The organism is Sphaerochaeta pleomorpha str. Grapes (assembly GCF_000236685.1).
GTDB classification, from domain to species: domain Bacteria; phylum Spirochaetota; class Spirochaetia; order Sphaerochaetales; family Sphaerochaetaceae; genus Sphaerochaeta; species Sphaerochaeta pleomorpha.
In genome coordinates this window covers 360,035-379,097 of sequence record NC_016633.1, presented here as the reverse complement: position 1 = coordinate 379,097, position 19,063 = coordinate 360,035, and the positions used below count along the sequence as shown (strand labels likewise).

The window sequence follows — 19,063 nt, the reverse complement described above, 5'->3', positions numbered from 1 at the left end:
CCTATGTTGCGCTGGTGGAACTCCAGATACCAGAGGTTTCCGTCCAGTTTTCATCTACTTTCAGCTCAGGAATTGTTTTCCATTGCAAGAATATCGAAACAATTGGAACCCAGCTGTATTGATTATCAGATAATACTACACTTCCCTTGTATTTACAATTCAAAGACCAATCGTCCATATAGTGGGTCAGTTCAGCGGAAACTGATGACATATTGAACTGTGTCTGATTCCTTCCATCACCAAAGAAATCGAAGGAGTTGGCTAAATCTTCCCACATCGAGGCAAACGAAAACGAGTCACCATCGTAATAGGAATAGAACCCTGTATTGGAACTGGTCACTGAGAACTTGAAATCCAAAAACTCTGCTATAGAAAAGCCGACTTTGGCCGTAATGCCGAAGGTGGTTGCATAGTAATCCAGAAAATTAACAGAAAGGGATGTATCCAGCCCGAGTTTCAATTGGATGCGATTTTTCCACCAGGCAAATGTAATGTCATTGAGTACCACCTTCGTATTCCAGGTAGAGAGCTTCAGTGCATCATAGACACCTGTAAAATCCAAGGTTGTCGTAATCGAGGGTACCTGCAACGTAGAGGAAAGCGTTGAAAAATAATTTGCATCCCCCGAGGACGATACAGCCTCGAACTTGAATTTTTCCTGCAGGCTGACCTTCTTGTTGAAAAGGTTCAACGTTGCGTTTCCGGTTGCATCGAAAGGTTCCCATTTGGAATCTTCGTATTCAGATAGTTGATATGTCCCTGTAAGGGAGGACGAGAATACCGGGGAGGTAAAGGTAGCAGAGGAGGTGATGAGGTTCCCTTCGAGTATTCCTGCGGTGTTTGCTTTGAATTTGAAGGAATCGAAGAATAACCAATTGCCTGTCTTGTAGCTGAATGCAGGCAGCACTATTGAATCAAGAGGTGGCAGCGTAGCAGTCACGGAAGGACTGAAAGTCCCGGAACGAATAGCATACGACTTTGAAAACTTTAGTTGGTGGGTAGTAACATAGTCTTTGGTGAAGTCAAAGGAGGATGTTTTGGTTACTGCATCAAATCCTTCGCTATAGGAGGCTGAGTAGGAATACAGCCGCTCACTGAGTGTGTAGGTAAGACCGAGCAACGGTATGCTTGCAATCGTTGAGGCAGAAACATATATTCCTTCGGTTAGGTATTCTGTTTTTGTCCTGTCCTCTTTGCTGGTGACCTGTGGGGTCAAAGTCTGGGTGAAGGAAAATAGATCAGGATGAGCCTGGGCATCGAGTTTCAAGACACCTTTGGTCAGGTTATATATTTCCTTGGAACTCTCCCAATCGGAAATATATCCTTCTGTAGCTTCGAGTGAATAGTAGTACTTTTCATCAATTGTATATCCCAATGAAATATATTGTGTATTATCCGTTTCTTTCGTCTCAGAGGTTGAAGCGACAGTAACTTTTCTATAGGGATCTTCCAAGGTTACCGGTGCTGCAAAGGTAAATTTTGCTTCAGAGTCAAAAAACCTTTTATTTGCCAGACTGAGTTGGCGTTCATAGGTAGTTACAGTCTCTGCTTCTGTGGTTTTCTTCTTTTTTGTTTCAATCTGACGGGAGAAGGAAAAAAGCGTACCAGTCATCTTTGCACTCAATTCGGGCAACATAACGGAATTTATGAAATAACCATATTCACCGTCTACCGTTTGCCAGGAGTAATTGATTGAGGCGTTCAAGGTCGTGATTTCAAGGCTTTTAACATAAGGCGAGAGATTTTCAACAGGCAGTTTGAAACTCCCTTTGGCAATCCAGGTAAAGGAACTGATATCACTGGAAAAATCCGAGGGGAATTCCTGGTTGGCTCCGAACAGTGAATCGACCGAGAAACTTGTCAACCTGTTTGCATAGATTCGTTTTGCTTTAGGATCCGAATAGAAGGGAATGAGAATGCTCAGATCAGCCCAAGAGGTATCGAGAAGCAGTTTAGTCTCGGAAATGTATCGCAAAACAGGATAGTCGCTATAGCTTATAAGGGTCTCATATCCATCAGGGTGTAGTGCCAGGCAAAGATTCGATGCCACCGAGGCTTTTTTCTGGAGGAACGTATTATTCGTTTCAAAACCAAGGGAAACCCCGCTGTATTCATAACTGTCAGCAAATACAACAAGATAGGAATCACTTTCCTGTGCCCAGGTTTCCAGATCGCCTAAAGCTTCGTTTTCTTCCAAATCTCTATACAAGGGCCCTTCTTTTGTTTTTGTATTCGTATCGGCTTTGGCAAGCAGGCTGGAGAAGCTGCTTTGGGAATTGGCTTTGATGTTTGGATAAGTACCGTACAGTTCAAAGGTTGTATTGACAAACATTCCCCGATCACTGGTAAATCCCATTGCAGGGTTTCCAACCATCGTAGATCCAGGGAAAAAGAAAACAGGAACCCATAGGACGGGAACCCTGCCAATCGAAAGGTAAGCATTGTTTACCAGAATATCGCCGCCACTGAGCAACGAAAGGCTTTTTGCGGTGATTGAGGAATAAGCGTTTTCCTTGTTGGTTGTAATGAAACCTTCATCAAAGAAAATGGTGTTGTCGGAGCCCATATAGGTAATCTGCTCACCGGAGGTAAAAAATGAAACGGTTTTATCTTCGCTGTTTTTCCGTTCTGTCTTGGTAGTACCCCCGCTCACTGTTAAACAGCGGGTACTCCAGTTGAGGGTAATGATGTCCCCAGTCATTTCTTGGACAGAACTTTGATCGGAAGGGTCGATAAAGTTCACTGAACCAAAAGCACTCAAACGGGTATTGGCAAGGTCAAGAATCATCTTATTGGCAGTCAGTGTTTTCGGTTTTTCCTCGTCGGCCAAGGAGAACTCTACCGTTACATTTCCTTCCAGTACAACCAATGAGGCATCTTGCACCTTGTTGATAGCGGAATCTGCGTGCACTATCGTCAGTTTATAGTCCTGGGGGGAGTCTGTTAGGTCAGGGGCTTTGAGTTGCAGTTCCTCAATTGAATACAGCGCATACAGTGACTTGCGCATCTCTTCTTCAGTTCCCAGGGGCAAATCCCTGATAGAAACCATTTGCTCCAGTTCTTCTTTCGTTGCACTAGAGATGGAAAGTGACATAAGAAGCGTATCGGTTGCAATATCAGCAAATACAGAAAAGCTGCACACCATAAAAAGGAGTGCAAGCAAAAACACTTTTCTGTATAGTTCTTCTCTATTGTGTTTCATGGAGCATCTGAGCAAGATAATACCCCGTGAAAGACTCTTTGCATAGGGAAACTTGCTCAGGAGTACCCGTCGAGACGACCATTCCTCCGCCATCGCCACCTTCTGGACCTAGGTCAATCAGGTAATCTGCCTGTTTTATGACGTCCAGGTTGTGTTCTATAAGCAATACAGTATTGCCACTGTCTACAAGGCGGTTGATGACTTCCATCAATTTCTTGACATCGGCAAAGTGCAGGCCTGTGGTAGGTTCATCCAATACATAGAGGGTTTTCCCGGTTCCGTATTTGGAGAGCTCCAGGCTGAGTTTGACTCGCTGGGCTTCACCACCGCTGAGGGTCAAAGCGCTTTGACCGAGTTTGATGTAATCAAGTCCAACAGATATCAATGTATCAAGCTTTCGTTTGATCGAAGGAATGGCACTGAAGAATTCGGCAGCCTCAGACATTGTCATGTTCAAAACATCGGCAATATTCTTGCCTTTGTAACGGACTGCCAGTGTTTCCTGGTTGAATCGTTTGCCATGGCATACATCACAGGTTACATAGACATCAGGAAGAAAGTTCATTTCGATCTTCAGCGTACCGTCACCTTTGCAGTTTTCGCAACGGCCTCCGCTTACATTAAAAGAGAATCTCCCGCTTTTATATCCCCTGGCCTTGCTTTCAGGAAGTGATGCGAACAAGTCACGTATGGCTGTGAACACCCCTACATAGGTTGCAGGATTGCTCCTTGGTGTCCGGCCAATCGCACTTTGGTCGATATTGATTACCTTATCAATGAATTCAACACCCTTAATCGAACTATATCCTTCAAAATCAGGTGCCTTCTTGTTCAATTCCCGCTTCACAGCCGGAAGAAGTACTTCATTGAGCAAGGAACTTTTTCCACTTCCCGAAACCCCGGTGAACACGACCATTTTACCGAGTGGGATATCAACATCGATATGCTTGAGGTTGTTTTTGCAAGCCCCCTCGATCCGGATACAATTCCCGTTGCCCTTCCTTCGTTCCCTGGGAATCGCTATTGTCAGTTTTCTGGACAAAAACTGCCCTGTAATGCTGCTAGGATTCTTTTCAATTTCCTCAGGAGTCCCCTGGGCTATGATATAGCCTCCCTGGGTACCAGCTCCCGGACCAAGGTCGACAACATAGTCTGCTTCCCTGATAGTAGCCTCATCATGCTCAACGACCAGAACGGTATTTCCCAGGTCTCGAAGGTTTTTCAAGGTATCGATCAATTTTTGGTTGTCGCGTTGGTGCAACCCTATGGAGGGTTCATCCAAAACATACAGTACACCGCTTAACGCAGAGCCTATCTGGGTTGCCAGCCTGATACGTTGGGCTTCTCCCCCGCTCAAGGTTGAACTGCTTCTATCCAGGGTAAGGTAATTCAACCCTACATTGGACAGGAACTGCAGGCGTGCACGGATTTCCTTGAGTACCTGCATGGTGATGATCTTCTGGTTTTCTGTCAGTTCGATGCTCTGGAAGAACTCAATGGACTTCTTTACCGAGAGCCTGGTGGCGTCCATGATACTCATTCCATTGACGGTAACTGCAAGGGCTTCGATTTTCAAACGTTCGCCTTTACAGGTAGCACAGGTATGGGATGTCTGGAAATTGTTCATCCACATACGTATCTGCATGCTGTTTGTCTCGTAATATCTACGTTGCAAGTCAGGGATAATGCCCGGATAGGGTTTTTCAATTTTGTATTGCTGACGGTTTTTCTCGTTGTTGTACTCCATGGGCAATCGTTCCTTTGTCCCATAGAGGATGGCTTTGATAACCGTTGCATCCAACTTGTTGAAGGGTGTGTCCAACGTAAAGCCGTACCGTTTTGCCAATGCCAGAAACTGGACCTTTGACCATTCTGCCTCTGGATTCTGTGTTGCGATCGCACCCTCGTTGAAGCTTTTACCATAATCTGGGATAATCAGGTCGGGATCGAACTCAGTCTTGACTCCCAAGCCATTGCAATCGGGACAGGCTCCGAAAGGGTTGTTGAAACTGAACAGCCTGGGTTCCAGTTCCGGCAATGTAATCCCGCAATGTGAACAGCTGTTGCGTTCACTGTAGATTTCCTCGAATTCGCTCGAATCATCACCGATAAATGTAATTTTCACCAAGCCATTGGTCATTTCATTACAGGTTTCAATGCTTGAAGCCAATCGTTGCCGGACATCGGGGCGGAGAATCAAGCGGTCGACGACTATGTCGATGGAATGCTTCTGTTGCTTGTCCAATAGAATCGGCTCCTCGAGGTCAAGCATTTTCCCGTCGACCTTGACCCTTTGGAATCCAGAGGTTTTAGCATCTTCAAATACTTTTTTGAACTCACCTTTCTTACCGATTGCAACAGGGGCGCTTACCAGTATCTTGCTATCTTCCTTGGCCTTGAAAATAGCATCGATTATCTGGTCTATGGTCATCTCACTGATTTCTCTCCCGCAATGGGGACAATGGGGGATCCCAATCCTAGCCCAGAGCAACCGGTAGTAGTCGTAAATCTCGGTAATGGTACCCATTGTCGAACGAGGGTTTTTATGCGTTGATTTCTGTTCTATCGCAATGGCAGGGCTCAAACCTTCCATGTAATCAACATCAGGTTTGTCCATCCTGTCAAGGAATTGCCTTGCATAGGCACTCAGGCTTTCCACATATCTTCTTTGCCCCTCGGCAAAAATCGTGTCGAAAGCGAGGGAGCTCTTGCCACTTCCGGACAATCCGGTTATGACTATGAGCTTATCCTTTTCCAGTTCGATATCTATGTTTTTCAGATTGTGCTCGCGGGCACCTTTGATTATGAGTTTATTTTGCATTCGAAACGGCTTCCAATAGGGCTTGCTTTGCACCTTCTACAGTCACTTCTTTGGATAAGACACCTTTTTCATAGAGAAAGACGCTTTTTCCAATTCCGGTTATTGCAATATCGGCATGGCTTGCTTCACCTGGGCCATTGACCTGACAGCCCATGATAGCTACGGTCAAATCCTTATCAATGGTAAGCAAGTCTTTTTCTACGGATTGAAGGAATCCCTGTGAATCAAAACTATGCCTTCCACACCGAGGGCAACTGACAATACGGATTCCCCCCGTTCTCATATTTAGGGTCCGCAGCAATTCAACCCCGGCCTGTACTTCCGTCTCAATGTCACCGGTAATGCTGATTCTTATGGTATTCCCGATTCCCTGGTTTAGCAAGCGTCCCAAAGTCCACGTAGACCTTGTCACTGAAGAGACCACCGAACCTGCTTCGGTTACCCCAAGATGCAGAGGATACCCACTCTGTTCAGAAAACAACAGATTAGCCTGATACGTTGTCTCTACATCACTGGCTTTCAGGGACACGACCGAATTGGTAAAGCCAGCCTGTTCAAACCAGGCTAAGTATTCCAAGGCTGAATGAACCATCAACAGATGCATCGGTTCAGAACCTTTTGGCAAGGAACCGCTGTTCAAGCCTATACGGATGGCAATGCCATGGTCTTTTGCGCTTTTTACGACTTCATCGACTTTCCAACGAGATCCAATATTCCCCGGGTTTATCCTGATTTTCTGGCAACCGCATTCGATTGCTGCAAGAGCCAGCTTGTAGTCAAAATGAATATCTGCCACGACAGGCATCGGACTATGCTTACAGAGAAAGGAAAAAGCCTGGTGGTCATCGTCACTGGGGTAGGAGAATCGAATAATATCACAACCCATTGCATTGAGCGTTCCAAGCCGTCTTAACAGGGCATCCTGTTCTTTTGGAGAATGGGGAATGGGACTGTCGTACATAGTCTGTACAAGCACCGGTTTCCCCTTCCCCACTGAAAATTTACCAATCGTTGCAATATGATTTTCAGGCATGCAAACTTCCTCCTGTCCAATTGGAATTACTGTATCGCAATATCATTGTTTTGTTAAGGGCATAGTAAACGTTTGTATAGCAAAAAAAGAGAAACTACCATGAGGAGTATGTGTTAGTCCCTGAGTTTGAATATTGCTTTCGTATAATTCTCCCCCAACCCTTCTTTGAAAGGCTCACCAGGGAAAAAAATAATGAAATGACCCTTCTCAGCATGGATTACCGCAGTTGGATCTCCCTCTAACAGGACTACATCATGATCTTTGTCATACGGAAGCCCTTTTGCGTGTTCTCTCCAGGTAAGGGCTAACAGTTCTTTCCCCTCCAAGATGATTTGCACAATGGTTTCTTCCTTATGCATTTCAAATAAGGAATTTTTTATGGGGGATTGAGCATGCGAAATGCTATAGCGTATGTTTTTCGAACGGGTTTTATATTCTCCAATATCTTTAGCTGTAAAGTTTTCTTTATTGATACTGGTGATAACGGTCTTCAATTGTGGGACCAAGGGACAGTATTTCTCCAAGTTCGAGATGGTATCATAAATCATGTTTGACCTCTTTATTGTTATCATATGCTAACAATTGTTAACCATTATCAGTATATATAATAACTATTATATGTAAAACGAACCTTGACGCATTTTCTTTTAAAAATTTATTAGTATCTTATACATAAGGAGAATACTATCATGTCCAATTCCACAATAGAGAGTTTTAAAAAAAGAAGATCCATATATCATCTCGGTAAAAATCTGCCCGTTTCGAAAGAAGTAGTTACCAATACAATAAAGGAGGCAGTGAAATTTGCACCTTCTGCCTTCAATTCCCAATCTGCAAGGGTCATTATCCTCTATGGGGACGAAAGCAAAAAACTCTGGGCTATTGTAATGCAGGTACTGAAGGCGATGGTTCCCTCTGACAAATTTTCAGAAACTGAGCAAAAAATCAATTCCTTCGATGCCGGTGCCGGTACTGCCCTGTTCTTTGAAGATATGAGTGTTATCAAAGGATTGCAGGATCAGATGCCTAGCTATGCTGCCAATTTTGCCTTATGGAGTCATCATGGGACAGGCATAACCCAGTACGCTGTCTGGACTGCCCTTGCAAATATTGGAATCGGGGCTTCCTTGCAGCATTATGGCAATTTGATCGAAGAACAAGTCAAGACTACCTGGAACCTTCCCTCTTCCTGGTCTTTGATAGCACAAATGCCTTTTGGCTCAATCGAGACACCTGCAGGGGAAAAGGAATTTTCTCCAATCGAAGAAAGGGTCAAAGTAATCGGATAAGTATTGCAAAACACAAAAAGCTCACTGATACTGGTAGATGGGAATAAGGTTTATTCCCATCTACCGTTGTATAAGGGGAAACTATTATGAGAGAAACAGGGGAAAATCCTTTATTCGCTGCATATTACAGGAGTCCCTTTGGACTAATCTCGATTCTTAGTGATAGTGAAGCAATCAGGGCTCTTTCGTTTGGGTATCTACCAGGAGACGAACAGGAAAAACCGGTCTTGCATGATGCTATTATCCAATTACAAGAATATTTTGCCGGTAAAAGAAAAGTATTTACGTTGCCGCTTCGTACAAAAGGAACTCCTTTTCAGGAGTCAGTCTGGTACCAGTTGCAGCAGATACCCTATGGAGAAACACGCTCCTATGCAGATATTGCCTTTGAAATCGATAATCCCAAGGCTTTCAGGGCTGTTGGGATGGCAAACAATAGAAATCCTATAGGCATAATTATTCCCTGCCACCGGGTTATTGGGAAAAACGGGGCTTTGGTTGGCTATGCAGGGGGACTGCAATACAAACAGAAACTCCTCGAGCTTGAACGATTGTACAGGTAACAATGGCCAGAAAAAACTCTCCTTTTCAGGAGAGTTTTCTATGATGCAAAAACCGTTGTTCGGTTAGCTGCTTATTGAAGGGCAAGCAGACTGAAGACCAAGGTAAAGAGAGCTACGGTTTCAACGATACCGATTACGATGAAGTAGTTGGCAGTACCCTTGCCTGTTTCAGCGAGGGAGTCACAAGCACAAGCGGAAGTCTTTCCCTGCATCCAGGCAGAAAGTCCGATGGCAAGTCCACCGAAGATACCGACACCGAGGGCCAAGGTTGAACTGGCACCAGCTACGATAGCCGCTTTGATGAAGTTCATCAACAAAAAGCCATAGATGGTCTGGGTCAAGGGAGCACCAGCGAAAGCGACCATGATAAACGGAGCAGGTTTGCCATTAGCATAGCATTTTTTCCAACCACCTACGGCAGCCTGAGCTGCAGCACCGGCTCCAAGACCGGACCCAAGGGCGGAAAGACACAGGGCACAAGCCATTCCGATAAATTCCAAATTAGCCATTTTTTTCTCCTTAGTTGTTTCCAAACAACGATTCAGTTTTCACTTACCGTTTGTGTAAACGGTTCATATGAAATTCCAGTCCATTCCATTCCGAGCTGACCGGAAAATTCCAAAAGATTAAGACGTACACCGTGGACAACCACGGAGAGGATTCCCATTACCAGGTTCAAGCTATGACCAATGACCAAAACGGCAATTCCGGCAACAGCTGCAAAACCGCTCATCATACCCCCGGCCATGCTATTGAAACTCTGTGCGATTGCCACAGAAGCCATTCCAACGGCAAAAAGCCTGATATAACTCATAATGTTCGAGAAACAGCTGATAGTATTGAGGAATGTTGTGAAAAATCCCCCGAGCCCAGCAGCAAGTCCCTTGCCAAAAGGAATTCCAGGTCCCTGTGCACCAAAGACACAGACTAAGAGGAATCCTACCCCAACACAGGAAAACACGATGCCCAAATTGGCGCTCTGCCCAACAACCAGTTGCAATACAACAAAGTAAAGGGCGAGGACATCAATCAACCAACCAATATCTGAGAATAGGCTCAAATCCTTTTGGGGAATTTTATGCACTACATTCAAAACACAGGCCAGTGAAAGCTGTACCGTACCGATCATGAAACAGAATTTCATCACCTGGTTCTGGGCGTCCAAGGTATTGACCCCGAACATCTGCGGATAGTTGGAAATTGAAGGAATAACCAGTTTCTGGAGAAATGGCAATCCCACCAAAATTTTTTCCGAACCGAACCAAGTGCCGGTCAAAGAGCCCCAGATAATGGTTGCGATACTCAGTACATAGAGAAGCAATACTGCATTGGTAGCTTTCTTTGACTTAAGGTGAATCCCCCCTGCTGCAAGCAGAAAGACCAGGCCATAGCCGGCATCACCGATAATCATGGCAAAGAATAGCGTAAAGAAAAGCAGGAACCACATGCTGATATCGTTTTCCCTGTAGCCGGGTACGGTCCCAAGAATATCAAAGACAGGCTTTACGATTCCTATACCCTTCGGATATTTGATAAGCGTAGGAGGCTCGTCTTCGTCACTGGGATCATCCAGCAGATATCCCCAACCTTCTTTGGAAGCAAGTTTGGTGAAACTGGGTACCTCAGGTTCAGGAATATATCCCGAAACCCAAGAGAGGTCTTCCCCACCTTCCATACTGGCTTCAACGGTTTCAAAACGACGGTCCTGTTCGTTCTTTTTCAGATGAAGGGAATAAGCATCAAGATACATCCCACCCTCTGTAAGGGTCCGAATAATCTGTTCGAGACGCTCAGCATCTTGCTTTTTTCTATTTTGTAACTCGGACAATCCTAATTCGGGCAGATAGAAACGAGTTGCGCTGATACTGCTTTCCAAGGGTTGACCGATTACAGCGATTGCTTGCATCGCACCAATCGGAGCCAGTTGAATATAGTCAATGGAACGGTCGAGCAGAGCCAATTCCTTTTTACCCAACGTATAGAAATACAAATATACACCATCACGTTTTAAGTCTTCGATATCCTGGGGTTTGAAATCACCCCAAGGTTTCAAAGTCTCGATAACAGTCGTATCTTTGGCAATTTCTTCTTCCAAACGCTTTTTTAAATCCAATACATCGCAGAAAGAATCATGCAATTCCAGAAAAACCTCTTCTGAGACAATCTTCTGGGGCAAAGGATTTTTCTTATCCTGAAGGTCAGTAATTGCATTATTGACCAAATACAGGCTATCGTACTGCTTTTTCAGGTTCTCATTCTTTTCAGAACGAACGCCTTGGTCAAAAATATGAATTACACCGGCCTTGCGTAACGAGCGAAGCATGGAACGCTTGTTATGGGTCTGAACAATGACAGAGACTTTTTTCATCGGTACAATCATGTCACATCCCCTTTACGAGTTTTTTCTTCGCAATTTTACCCCGGACAACAGCAGCCGTCTGCTGGTCCCCGAGATAAATCCCAATCCTTCGGATATTTTCCTTGGATTCCGGTATTTTTACTTTTTCAAATAAATTTACCCGCTGGCTTGTCGTTCTCAATTCCTTGCCCAGTAGTCTGATCTGCTGTTCGAGCGTAGAAATCAAGGCATCGTACCGGCTACAGTCCCTAAGACTTTCCAAAGCCTTATCTACCCAAAGAGGATACTCATACAAGTCATACTCTATAGGAAAAAAAGTAAGTTCTTTGAAAACAGGAATCGTAACACCGGCAATATTTCCCTTTGCCTTAACAATCCTGTCGATTTTGACCAGATTGTCCAGCTGTAAGGATGGGGGGAAAACAGTATTTTCATGATAAACGGCAATCCATTCCTGCATTCCCTCGACGACCTTTTTCTGTTGGGCCCTCAAGTTGGTGACCTGAACCTCAATCTGCCGTATTACCATCTGCAACTGTTGTTTTTTCAGTTGCAGGGTTGGCAAATACCGCTGGTATTGCTTGAGGTGGTCCTTTTGCAGTTTCTGCTCGTTTTTCGTCAGTTTGACGGCCATCGTTCCCCCTTAGTCGACCGATTTCTTCGGCCAACGGCTGAGAATCAAATCGCTCTTTAGTCCAGTCTCATTCGGCTCAAAACAATCGCTGAGAATTTCCCAACCAAGGTCCAGTGCCTGCTCGAGGGGGATATTTACACTCAGATCCATCAATTTGCTTTCAAACAAACGACCATATTTGAGTAATTTCTCGTCCCATTCTGTCATCAAAAATCCCATCGATTTCTTTTCGACCGATTCCCTATAGGAAGCGTACAGCTTGATCATACCGTCCATCAGGGAGCGGTGGTCATCGCGTGTATCTTTGTTAACCTGCTGTTTGAGACGTGATAGCGAACCAAACGGTTCGATACGGCCATTCTTCAGGTAATACTGCCCTTCGGTAATGTATCCGGTATTGTCAGGGACCGGATGGGTGACGTCATCGCCAGGCATCGTAGTCACAGCAAGGATGGTCAAGGATCCAGCACCCTCGAAGTCTACAGCTTTCTCATAGCGTGAAGCCAAAGAACTATACAAGTCACCGGGATAGCCTCGGTTGGAGGGTACCTGGTCCATGGTGATAGCCATTTCTTTCATGGCATCTGCAAAGTTGGTCATATCAGTCAAAAGAACCAAAACCTTTTTGCCGTCAAGGGCAAACTTCTCTGCAACTGCCAGGGCCATGTCGGGAACGAGGATACATTCTACAGTCGGATCACTTGCCGTATGGACAAACATGATGGTTCTGCTCATGGCTCCGCTGGTTTCCAGAGTATCCTTAAAGAACAGGTAATCGTCATATTTTAGACCCATGCCACCAAGGACAATCAGATCGACTTCCGCCTGCATGGCAATACGTGCCAGCAACTGGTTATAGGGTTCGCCGCTTACCGAGAAAATCGGGAGTTTCTGGCTCTCAACCAAGGTATTGAAAACATCAATCATCGGAATACCGGTTCTGATCATATTCCGGGGAATGATTCTCTTTGCAGGATTGACCGCAGGGCCACCGATATCAATCATGTTGTCCGTGAGCGAAGGACCTTTGTCCCTTGGTACCCCAGAGCCGTTGAATACACGACCCATGAGGTCTTCGCTATAGGAAACCCGCATCGGTACACCGAGGAACCTGATCTGGTCGCCAGTGGAAATACCCTGGGCACCGGAGAAAACCTGGAGGGAAACCAAATCCCCGTCAAGCTTGATTACGTTTGCGTAACTCTGTGAAGAACCGGTTGTAACAATGGCGAGGTCCCCATTACTTACACCAATCGCCCTAACAGTAATGACGTTTCCTACGATAGATTCTATCTTTGAATATACTTTTTGCATCTTCTACCCCTTACATCAACTTCTGGGCGTCAGGATCATAGGAGGCCATCTTTTCCGAGTACAGCTCGACAAGCTCGCCTTCAATCTGGCCAAAACGTTCGCTATTCATCTCTACGTTATTCCAGTCAAGGAATTTCTGTCTCAGTGTATTGAAGAATACACGGACTTCTTTTTTATCTTCAATCTGGTAATTGGCTGCAAGCATCTTGAATAACAGGTCAAATATATGAATCTGTCTCTCAACCGAAACTGAAGTATCGATCGGGTCGAAAGAGTTCTGCTGCAGATATACCGCATCAAGCAATTCACCCTTCTGGTAGGTCATATAATCGGAAACAGAGGTTCCTTCTTCACCTACGACTTTCATCATCTGGTTGATCTCGCTACCCTTGAAAAGAATATTCCGGGTAAAATCAACTTTCTTGACGTCTATGATACCAGGATATTTCGACCAGGACCCAAGCGGATCGATCGCAGGATATTTACGGGCATCGCTTCGTTCACGGCTCAAACCATGGAAAGCCCCGACGACCTTCAAGGTTGCCTGGGTTACCGGTTCTTCAAAGTTACCGCCAGCAGGGCTTACGGTACCTCCGATGGTAACGGAACCAAAACGACCGTCACGAAGCCTTACTTTTCCGGCACGTTCGTAGAATTCTGCGATACGGCTTTCAAGGTAGGCAGGGAATGCTTCTTCACCTGGAATTTCTTCAAGACGTCCGCTCATTTCACGCATTGCCTGTGCCCAACGACTGGTAGAGTCTGCCAGCAACAGGATATTGAGACCCATCTGCCTGTAATACTCAGCCATGGTAACGGCGGTATATACAGAAGCCTCACGGGATGCTACAGGCATGGAAGAAGTGTTACAGATAATAATGGTTCTTTCCATAAGGGACCGGCCGGTTTTCGGGTCAGTCAATTCAGGGAATTCTTTCAGAACTTCTACGACTTCACCGGCACGTTCACCGCAGGCGGCGATAATGACGATGTCAACATCAGCATTACGGCTGGTCATATGTTGCAAAACGGTCTTTCCTGCACCAAAGGGACCAGGGGTACAATAGGTACCACCCTTTGCAACGGGAAGGAACGTATCGACAATCCTGATTTTAGTCACCAAAGGCTCTGTGGGGCGCAAGCGTTCGTCATAATGGGTAATCGCTTTCTTGACCGGCCAGGAAAAAACCATAGAGAGTTCTTTTTTATTGCCTTTGGGGTCTTCAATGACTGCAATTTTCTCACGGATATTATAGGTACCTTTTGCTTTGATGGAGACTACTTTCCATGCTACATCGGCAAATGAGAAAGGAACCATTATCTGGTGGGTAAACAACCCTTCAGGTACGGTGCCCAAGGTATCGGCAGGATATACGGTATCCCCAACCTTTGCTACAGGGGTAAATTCCCAATCTCTATTGGGAATTGGGTCAAGGTATACCCCTCGCTGCAAGAAGAATCCGCATTGCTGGGCAAGTTCCGGCAATGGGTTCTGCAGACCATCATAAATCTGCTGCAGAAGTCCAGGTCCAAGTTCGACACTGAGCATCTCATGGGAAAACTCTACTTTGTCCCCTACTTTAATACCACCGGTCATTTCGAACACCTGCAGTGATGCTACGTTTCCATTGATTCTGATAACCTCACCTTTGAGGCGAATATCACCGACATGAATGTAACCCACTTCATTTTTCGAAATGGCGTTTTCAAACTCTACCGAAACCATGTTACCGTTGACGCCGATAACACGCCCACTTGTATTTGCCATATCAAACTCCACTAATTTTTCTCTATTTCCGATTGCAAATTGGAGAACAGACGCTTGAACTCAGCGTTTCCATCCTCACGTGTAAATAACCCCTTACGTTCCAGCAATTGCAACTTGATGGCATAGGAAAGCAAACCTTCGATGTCAAAGGTATGCAAAGCAGCTAGTTCATCAAGGAATTTCCAAGATAGCAACATGAGTTCCATTTCGGCCTCAAGGGGATTGTCATTCCCGACAGCCAACCGTACAGCCTCGGTGATCCTATATTCTTTAGGACCATCATTGCGGTACTTAGGGGAAGAAAGGGATAGTTTCCGGCTTCGTTGATCATTCATTTCCTGTTTGACCATTTTGTCAAAAACTTGCCATTTCTTTAAAAAAGGATGGTTGGAAACTTGATTATGCAAAGCCTGAAAAAGAGTGTCGTAGTCTGAATCACTAACCTTACCCTTGCAAAGCTCCAAAAATGCATCACAGCCAAAAGGGGCCGATCCGTCGTAGCGAAGCATTGGCAAGGTTGCTACCAGATAATAATAGGAAGCCACACGCTTCTCCTTACTTCGCTTGGGCGAAGACTATTTCAGAGATGGCAGGAGAAAGGAAAGGAGCCATGAGAAGGGCTGTTTCCTCGGCACTGAAATCATAGAACCCAGAGCCATCCTTGTCTGCAATCCTGAATCCATACTGTACATTTGCCACTGGTTTGATTTCGAGCCCTTCCTTGATCCGATCAGAAAGCTCACTCTGGAGAGAAGCCGCAAGGGCTTTGAATTCTTTTTCGCTGACCTGCACTATGCTCTTGGCATTCTCTACCCCAGTTGCGGAGACAACCTGTGCAATCAAGGAAACCAGGTCTTTGCCGGTGAAGGCTTTCTCAGTTTTCCCGACAAGCAAATGATCGAGTTGTGCAAGGATCGCTTTTTTAAGGGAAAGCTGAACGTCCCTGCTTGCTTGCTGAAGACTTGCCCGGGCACTTTGGTCTCGAACATCCATTTCTTTCTGAGCCTCTTCGACCAGAATTTTAGCATCTTTTCTGGCTTGGGCGATAATATCATCAGCTTGAGCCTTTGCATCTGCAATAATGTTAGCTGCATCTTTTTGTGCAGCCTCAATACCATCCTTACGGATGGATGCAACCAAATCTTGAATTTGTTGAGCCATCTGAATTCCTACCTTGTGTTGTGTGGTCATGATAATTGATAAAGGAAATTTATGCAATAAACATTAAATTCCTAAACGCCTGGAGAAAAAACAATATACCTGTTTAAAAAACAAACATGTTATTAGAGAGTGAATACCAAAAACAATCTATACCAAAGCTATGTATTTTTCTATAATCTGCACAGTATGCATGACTATAATACAAAAAACATTTTATTGTCTTCGAAGCCTGTTTCAGGAATTATCCGTATTTACAATATCCATAGCGATAAATCTTTACTATTGGAAAGCTTGGATATTTCAGATGACATCCAGGCAATTCGATTCAAACTTGATCTGGGGGTGTATCCCAATCAGGAACTGCAAGGCGAGTATGAAGACATAGGCCTTGAGTTGTTTTCGCTCGAACCTTGGAAAATCAAGGAAGGGAATTATCCTTTGCACCTGCTTTTTTTGGAATCCCTGAAAGAATTGCAGGATAAGGGAATTGTTTTGTACCAGAATTAGCAATAACGTTTATGGATTTCCTCGTTTTAGCTTCTTTATTTGCCTTCAGGGTTTCTATATCACCATAATTTCTCTTGAAGCAAAGTATATATAAAGCCTTCTACTACGTATGGAGGCACTAATATGTACTGTTGGATATGCATTCCTTCCGATAAGCCATTCTATAACAATCGACAACAAGCTAAAACACTGCTGCTTTCTTTTTCCAGTCAATGCCAGAATAGAGGAGGGGCCTTGCTCGACTATACCCTTGAACCTAACAGGTGTAGATTCCTTGCTATGCTACCGCAGGGGCAAAGAGCTTTCCTGTGGAAAGGAATTCCTGTTTCGGTGCAGAAAATCGAGGGAAAACAGGAATTGCTTGTAGCCTATGCTATTCTTTCCGAGGGGCTTGCAGGCAAGGGAAAATACTATGAACTCTGTGGTACCTTTGAGGCGTTTCATAAAAGCGACTGCTTTTGCCTCCTGGGAAAAATATCGCCTCTCAACGACCTCCCCTCTTTCAAGGAAATAATCGATGCAAAGAACCAGGGAACAACGGGACAAGAAAAAACACTGACAGAAGAATATCCCCTGACAGTGTTTGCGATGGCTTGAGTTGGCTTGTACCTTAATCAGCGGTTTTCAGTTTGCAGATACCTCGGTTGCTGTATCCATGGCAATCAGATTCCTGATACCCTGTATGGCTACCTTAATTGCATCCTCGGTATCATGGAGCTTCGGGTTATCCATCCCGAGCAATTCACGTTCCTGGTTTCCCACTACGAAAAACTCACTGCCGCAGCGAGCTCCAAGGCGTGCAGCAACCACGAACATCGCTGCGCTTTCCATTTCACTGGCGAGTACGCCAAGTCTTTTCCATGCTTCCCATTTATTCTCCAATTCGTAGGAGACAGGCATGATGGAGGGAGAATGTTGTCCATAGAAGGAATCTTTGCACTGCACAACCCCAATATGGTGTTTCTTTCCTAGCTCCTTGGCAGCCTTAGCCAAGGCTGTGACTACATCGAAATGAGCAACTGCCGGAAATTCAATAGGCGCATATTCCCTGCTTGTCCCTTCCATCCTGATGGCCCCAGTTGCAATGACAACATCGCCGCCCATAACCGGCAATGCGATACCCCCGCAAGTCCCCATGCGTATAAAGGTGTCTGCACCGCAGGCGAAAAGCTCTTCCATTGCGATGGACGCCGAAGGCCCGCCGATACCCGTAGAGGTTACGCTAACCTTCTGACCATCCAAAAAACCTGTATAGGTAACAAATTCCCGGCTATCGGCAATTTGGTGAGCATCTTCAAGGTATTTTGCAATAAGCGGTACCCTTTTGGGATCCCCGGGAAGAATGACATAACGGCCGACATCTCCTTTTTGTATATGCAAATGATATTGGATACCTGTTCCATTCATATAGTCTGACATGATAAATCTCCTCTATCGAATCCTACCACGTGAAGGTCATTTTCGCAACAAGTTGCATCAATATCCCATTTCCTTGAGCATTGCAGAGAGAATGCTGAATCGTTCACCAAGCATTTCCCCGTTTTGTCCGATATAGTCACCAAGCAATTTGATATCGGTATCAATAAACGGGTTATCCATGCAGACTTTGACATCCATGGCATCCCCCTGCATCCCGATCCTATCGATCTGAGGGTTCTGTGGGTCATAGAATTTCGGGAATCTGTAGGCAGATTGGAAATACTGGCTGGTACGACATACCAGGATAGCTAAATCAAGGACGCGGTTAAGCGGCAATTCTTCACTCTGTCTGGACCACTTTTCACCTGTATAGCGCCACACCTTGGCTGAGAATTCAACATTCCCACGGTCGTTCCACTGAGCCAAGCCAACTGACAAGCCCTTAGCGTCAGAATCGTAGGCGTGCTGCCCATCAACATTGTCATAATTATCACTCACGATTACCGGTTTGTGTTTCAAACTTGTAGGTATATTCATATTAATAGCTCCTTTGCGTTTTCATTGGACTCGATCAACAGTTCTTTGAGCGTATTGAGTTCACTTTTATAGTCTTTATCAGGATGTTCTTTATCGTACGGCAAGTCCTCCAAAATCGACAGGGAGAAAGCATCTTGCCCATACTTTGCATACAACGTCTGCAAATAGGGATTCTGGCCCAAAGCTCCAACCGATAACCTGAAGAGCAAGGAATTCTCTATAATGGACAAATCCTTTGCTGCCCCGATGAATTTTTCTCCTGTCGGATTGCAGACCAAAGCAAAACATCCCATGCGGGGTTTTCTCATCTTGTACTGCTCGATAAGCTTTTTCTTGTTTATATCCATAACTTCCCCTCCACAATAGAAAACAAATATCTCATGTGCATTAGTATAGATTATATTTACAAATTTAGTAAATAACTAAATTAGTAAATATGTATCAGAGACAAAAAAA

Annotated in this window: 18 protein-coding genes; 4 read left to right on the top strand and 14 right to left on the bottom strand. The window is 44.9% G+C overall.

Going from position 1 to position 19,063, the window contains the following annotated elements:
- Position 1: 1 nt before the first annotated feature.
- From SPIGRAPES_RS01745 to SPIGRAPES_RS01730, 4 genes are all read right to left on the bottom strand, one after another.
- Positions 2–3,202 carry an LPS-assembly protein LptD gene (locus tag SPIGRAPES_RS01745; RefSeq protein ID WP_014269060.1) on the bottom strand — a complete coding sequence of 1,067 codons (3,201 nt, stop codon included), beginning with the start codon at positions 3,200–3,202 and terminating at the stop codon, positions 2–4.
- Complete coding sequence (gene uvrA / locus SPIGRAPES_RS01740; protein ID WP_014269059.1) at positions 3,189–6,023, bottom strand: excinuclease ABC subunit UvrA; 2,835 nt, start codon at positions 6,021–6,023, stop codon at positions 3,189–3,191. The genes SPIGRAPES_RS01745 and uvrA overlap by 14 nt, the downstream gene beginning before the upstream one ends.
- On the bottom strand, positions 6,013–7,056 hold the full coding sequence (gene ispG, locus SPIGRAPES_RS01735; protein ID WP_014269058.1) for a (E)-4-hydroxy-3-methylbut-2-enyl-diphosphate synthase: 1,044 nt from the start codon (positions 7,054–7,056) through the stop codon (positions 6,013–6,015). Before ispG ends, uvrA begins: the two co-directional genes overlap by 11 nt.
- A 113-nt stretch (positions 7,057–7,169) precedes the next feature.
- Positions 7,170–7,604, bottom strand: coding sequence for a NanQ anomerase/TabA/YiaL family protein (locus SPIGRAPES_RS01730; RefSeq protein ID WP_014269057.1), 435 nt, complete (start codon positions 7,602–7,604; stop codon positions 7,170–7,172).
- A gap of 141 nt (positions 7,605–7,745) precedes the next feature.
- Here SPIGRAPES_RS01730 and SPIGRAPES_RS01725 point away from each other — a divergent pair, with 141 nt between their 5' ends.
- Together SPIGRAPES_RS01725 and SPIGRAPES_RS01720 are read left to right on the top strand one after the other, a co-directional pair.
- Entirely contained in the window at positions 7,746–8,345 is a 600-nt protein-coding gene (locus SPIGRAPES_RS01725; RefSeq protein ID WP_014269056.1) for a nitroreductase family protein, read from the top strand.
- An 86-nt stretch (positions 8,346–8,431) separates the two neighbouring features.
- Positions 8,432–8,908 carry a methylated-DNA--[protein]-cysteine S-methyltransferase gene (locus SPIGRAPES_RS01720; RefSeq protein WP_014269055.1) on the top strand — a complete coding sequence of 159 codons (477 nt, stop codon included), beginning with the start codon at positions 8,432–8,434 and terminating at the stop codon, positions 8,906–8,908.
- A 71-nt stretch (positions 8,909–8,979) separates the two neighbouring features.
- Here SPIGRAPES_RS01720 and SPIGRAPES_RS01715 read toward each other — a convergent pair whose 3' ends face one another.
- The 7 genes from SPIGRAPES_RS01715 to SPIGRAPES_RS01685 are packed head-to-tail and all read right to left on the bottom strand — an operon-like array spanning position 8,980 to position 16,144.
- Complete coding sequence (locus tag SPIGRAPES_RS01715) at positions 8,980–9,417, bottom strand: ATP synthase subunit K (protein WP_014269054.1); 438 nt, start codon at positions 9,415–9,417, stop codon at positions 8,980–8,982.
- Between the two features lie 32 nt (positions 9,418–9,449).
- Positions 9,450–11,288, bottom strand: a complete 1,839-nt coding sequence (locus tag SPIGRAPES_RS01710; protein WP_014269053.1) for a V-type ATP synthase subunit I — start codon at positions 11,286–11,288, stop codon at positions 9,450–9,452.
- Between the two features lies 1 nt (position 11,289).
- The gene (locus SPIGRAPES_RS01705) at positions 11,290–11,901 is read right to left on the bottom strand and encodes a V-type ATP synthase subunit D (protein ID WP_014269052.1); all 612 of its coding nucleotides are present in this window, start codon (positions 11,899–11,901) and stop codon (positions 11,290–11,292) included.
- A 9-nt stretch (positions 11,902–11,910) separates the two neighbouring features.
- Complete coding sequence (locus SPIGRAPES_RS01700; RefSeq protein ID WP_014269051.1) at positions 11,911–13,215, bottom strand: V-type ATP synthase subunit B; 1,305 nt, start codon at positions 13,213–13,215, stop codon at positions 11,911–11,913.
- Between the two features lie 10 nt (positions 13,216–13,225).
- On the bottom strand, positions 13,226–14,983 hold the full coding sequence (locus SPIGRAPES_RS01695; protein ID WP_014269050.1) for a V-type ATP synthase subunit A: 1,758 nt from the start codon (positions 14,981–14,983) through the stop codon (positions 13,226–13,228).
- A gap of 11 nt (positions 14,984–14,994) precedes the next feature.
- Complete coding sequence (locus tag SPIGRAPES_RS01690) at positions 14,995–15,528, bottom strand: DUF2764 family protein (protein WP_014269049.1); 534 nt, start codon at positions 15,526–15,528, stop codon at positions 14,995–14,997.
- A gap of 10 nt (positions 15,529–15,538) precedes the next feature.
- Positions 15,539–16,144: an ATP synthase subunit E gene (locus tag SPIGRAPES_RS01685; RefSeq protein ID WP_014269048.1), complete on the bottom strand. Its 606-nt coding sequence runs from the start codon at positions 16,142–16,144 to the stop codon at positions 15,539–15,541.
- 186 nt (positions 16,145–16,330) lie between these two features.
- Here SPIGRAPES_RS01685 and SPIGRAPES_RS01680 point away from each other — a divergent pair, with 186 nt between their 5' ends.
- Positions 16,331–16,651, top strand: coding sequence for a GIY-YIG nuclease family protein (locus SPIGRAPES_RS01680; protein WP_014269047.1), 321 nt, complete (start codon positions 16,331–16,333; stop codon positions 16,649–16,651).
- A gap of 123 nt (positions 16,652–16,774) precedes the next feature.
- A complete protein-coding gene (locus tag SPIGRAPES_RS01675; protein WP_014269046.1) occupies positions 16,775–17,248 on the top strand; it encodes a hypothetical protein in 474 nt (157 codons plus the stop codon).
- Positions 17,249–17,275: 27 nt separating this feature from the next.
- Here the strand turns inward: SPIGRAPES_RS01675 and udp are convergent, their stop codons facing one another.
- The 3 genes from udp to SPIGRAPES_RS01660 are packed head-to-tail and all read right to left on the bottom strand — an operon-like array spanning position 17,276 to position 18,954.
- Complete coding sequence (udp, locus tag SPIGRAPES_RS01670; protein ID WP_014269045.1) at positions 17,276–18,070, bottom strand: uridine phosphorylase; 795 nt, start codon at positions 18,068–18,070, stop codon at positions 17,276–17,278.
- A gap of 57 nt (positions 18,071–18,127) precedes the next feature.
- A complete protein-coding gene (locus tag SPIGRAPES_RS01665; RefSeq protein WP_014269044.1) occupies positions 18,128–18,607 on the bottom strand; it encodes a DUF6530 family protein in 480 nt (159 codons plus the stop codon).
- Positions 18,604–18,954, bottom strand: coding sequence for a GIY-YIG nuclease family protein (locus tag SPIGRAPES_RS01660; RefSeq protein WP_014269043.1), 351 nt, complete (start codon positions 18,952–18,954; stop codon positions 18,604–18,606). Before SPIGRAPES_RS01660 ends, SPIGRAPES_RS01665 begins: the two co-directional genes overlap by 4 nt.
- Between the last annotated feature and the right edge of the window lie 109 nt (positions 18,955–19,063).

What these genes read in the sequence shown, in the direction of transcription:
- SPIGRAPES_RS01705 (WP_014269052.1), bottom strand. Translation starts at nt 11,901, where the DNA reads ATGGCCGTCAAACTGACGAAAAACGAGCAGAAACTGCAAAAGGACCAC.
- SPIGRAPES_RS01685 (WP_014269048.1), bottom strand. Translation starts at nt 16,144, where the DNA reads ATGGCTCAACAAATTCAAGATTTGGTTGCATCCATCCGTAAGGATGGT.
- SPIGRAPES_RS01665 (WP_014269044.1), bottom strand. Translation starts at nt 18,607, where the DNA reads ATGAATATACCTACAAGTTTGAAACACAAACCGGTAATCGTGAGTGAT.
- SPIGRAPES_RS01720 (WP_014269055.1), top strand. Translation starts at nt 8,432, where the DNA reads ATGAGAGAAACAGGGGAAAATCCTTTATTCGCTGCATATTACAGGAGT.
- SPIGRAPES_RS01730 (WP_014269057.1), bottom strand. Translation starts at nt 7,604, where the DNA reads ATGATTTATGATACCATCTCGAACTTGGAGAAATACTGTCCCTTGGTC.
- SPIGRAPES_RS01680 (WP_014269047.1), top strand. Translation starts at nt 16,331, where the DNA reads ATGCATGACTATAATACAAAAAACATTTTATTGTCTTCGAAGCCTGTT.
- SPIGRAPES_RS01660 (WP_014269043.1), bottom strand. Translation starts at nt 18,954, where the DNA reads ATGGATATAAACAAGAAAAAGCTTATCGAGCAGTACAAGATGAGAAAA.
- udp (WP_014269045.1), bottom strand. Translation starts at nt 18,070, where the DNA reads ATGTCAGACTATATGAATGGAACAGGTATCCAATATCATTTGCATATA.
- SPIGRAPES_RS01745 (WP_014269060.1), bottom strand. Translation starts at nt 3,202, where the DNA reads ATGAAACACAATAGAGAAGAACTATACAGAAAAGTGTTTTTGCTTGCA.
- uvrA (WP_014269059.1), bottom strand. Translation starts at nt 6,023, where the DNA reads ATGCAAAATAAACTCATAATCAAAGGTGCCCGCGAGCACAATCTGAAA.
- SPIGRAPES_RS01710 (WP_014269053.1), bottom strand. Translation starts at nt 11,288, where the DNA reads ATGATTGTACCGATGAAAAAAGTCTCTGTCATTGTTCAGACCCATAAC.
- ispG (WP_014269058.1), bottom strand. Translation starts at nt 7,056, where the DNA reads ATGCCTGAAAATCATATTGCAACGATTGGTAAATTTTCAGTGGGGAAG.
- SPIGRAPES_RS01695 (WP_014269050.1), bottom strand. Translation starts at nt 14,983, where the DNA reads ATGGCAAATACAAGTGGGCGTGTTATCGGCGTCAACGGTAACATGGTT.
- SPIGRAPES_RS01715 (WP_014269054.1), bottom strand. Translation starts at nt 9,417, where the DNA reads ATGGCTAATTTGGAATTTATCGGAATGGCTTGTGCCCTGTGTCTTTCC.
- SPIGRAPES_RS01725 (WP_014269056.1), top strand. Translation starts at nt 7,746, where the DNA reads ATGTCCAATTCCACAATAGAGAGTTTTAAAAAAAGAAGATCCATATAT.
- SPIGRAPES_RS01700 (WP_014269051.1), bottom strand. Translation starts at nt 13,215, where the DNA reads ATGCAAAAAGTATATTCAAAGATAGAATCTATCGTAGGAAACGTCATT.
- SPIGRAPES_RS01675 (WP_014269046.1), top strand. Translation starts at nt 16,775, where the DNA reads ATGTACTGTTGGATATGCATTCCTTCCGATAAGCCATTCTATAACAAT.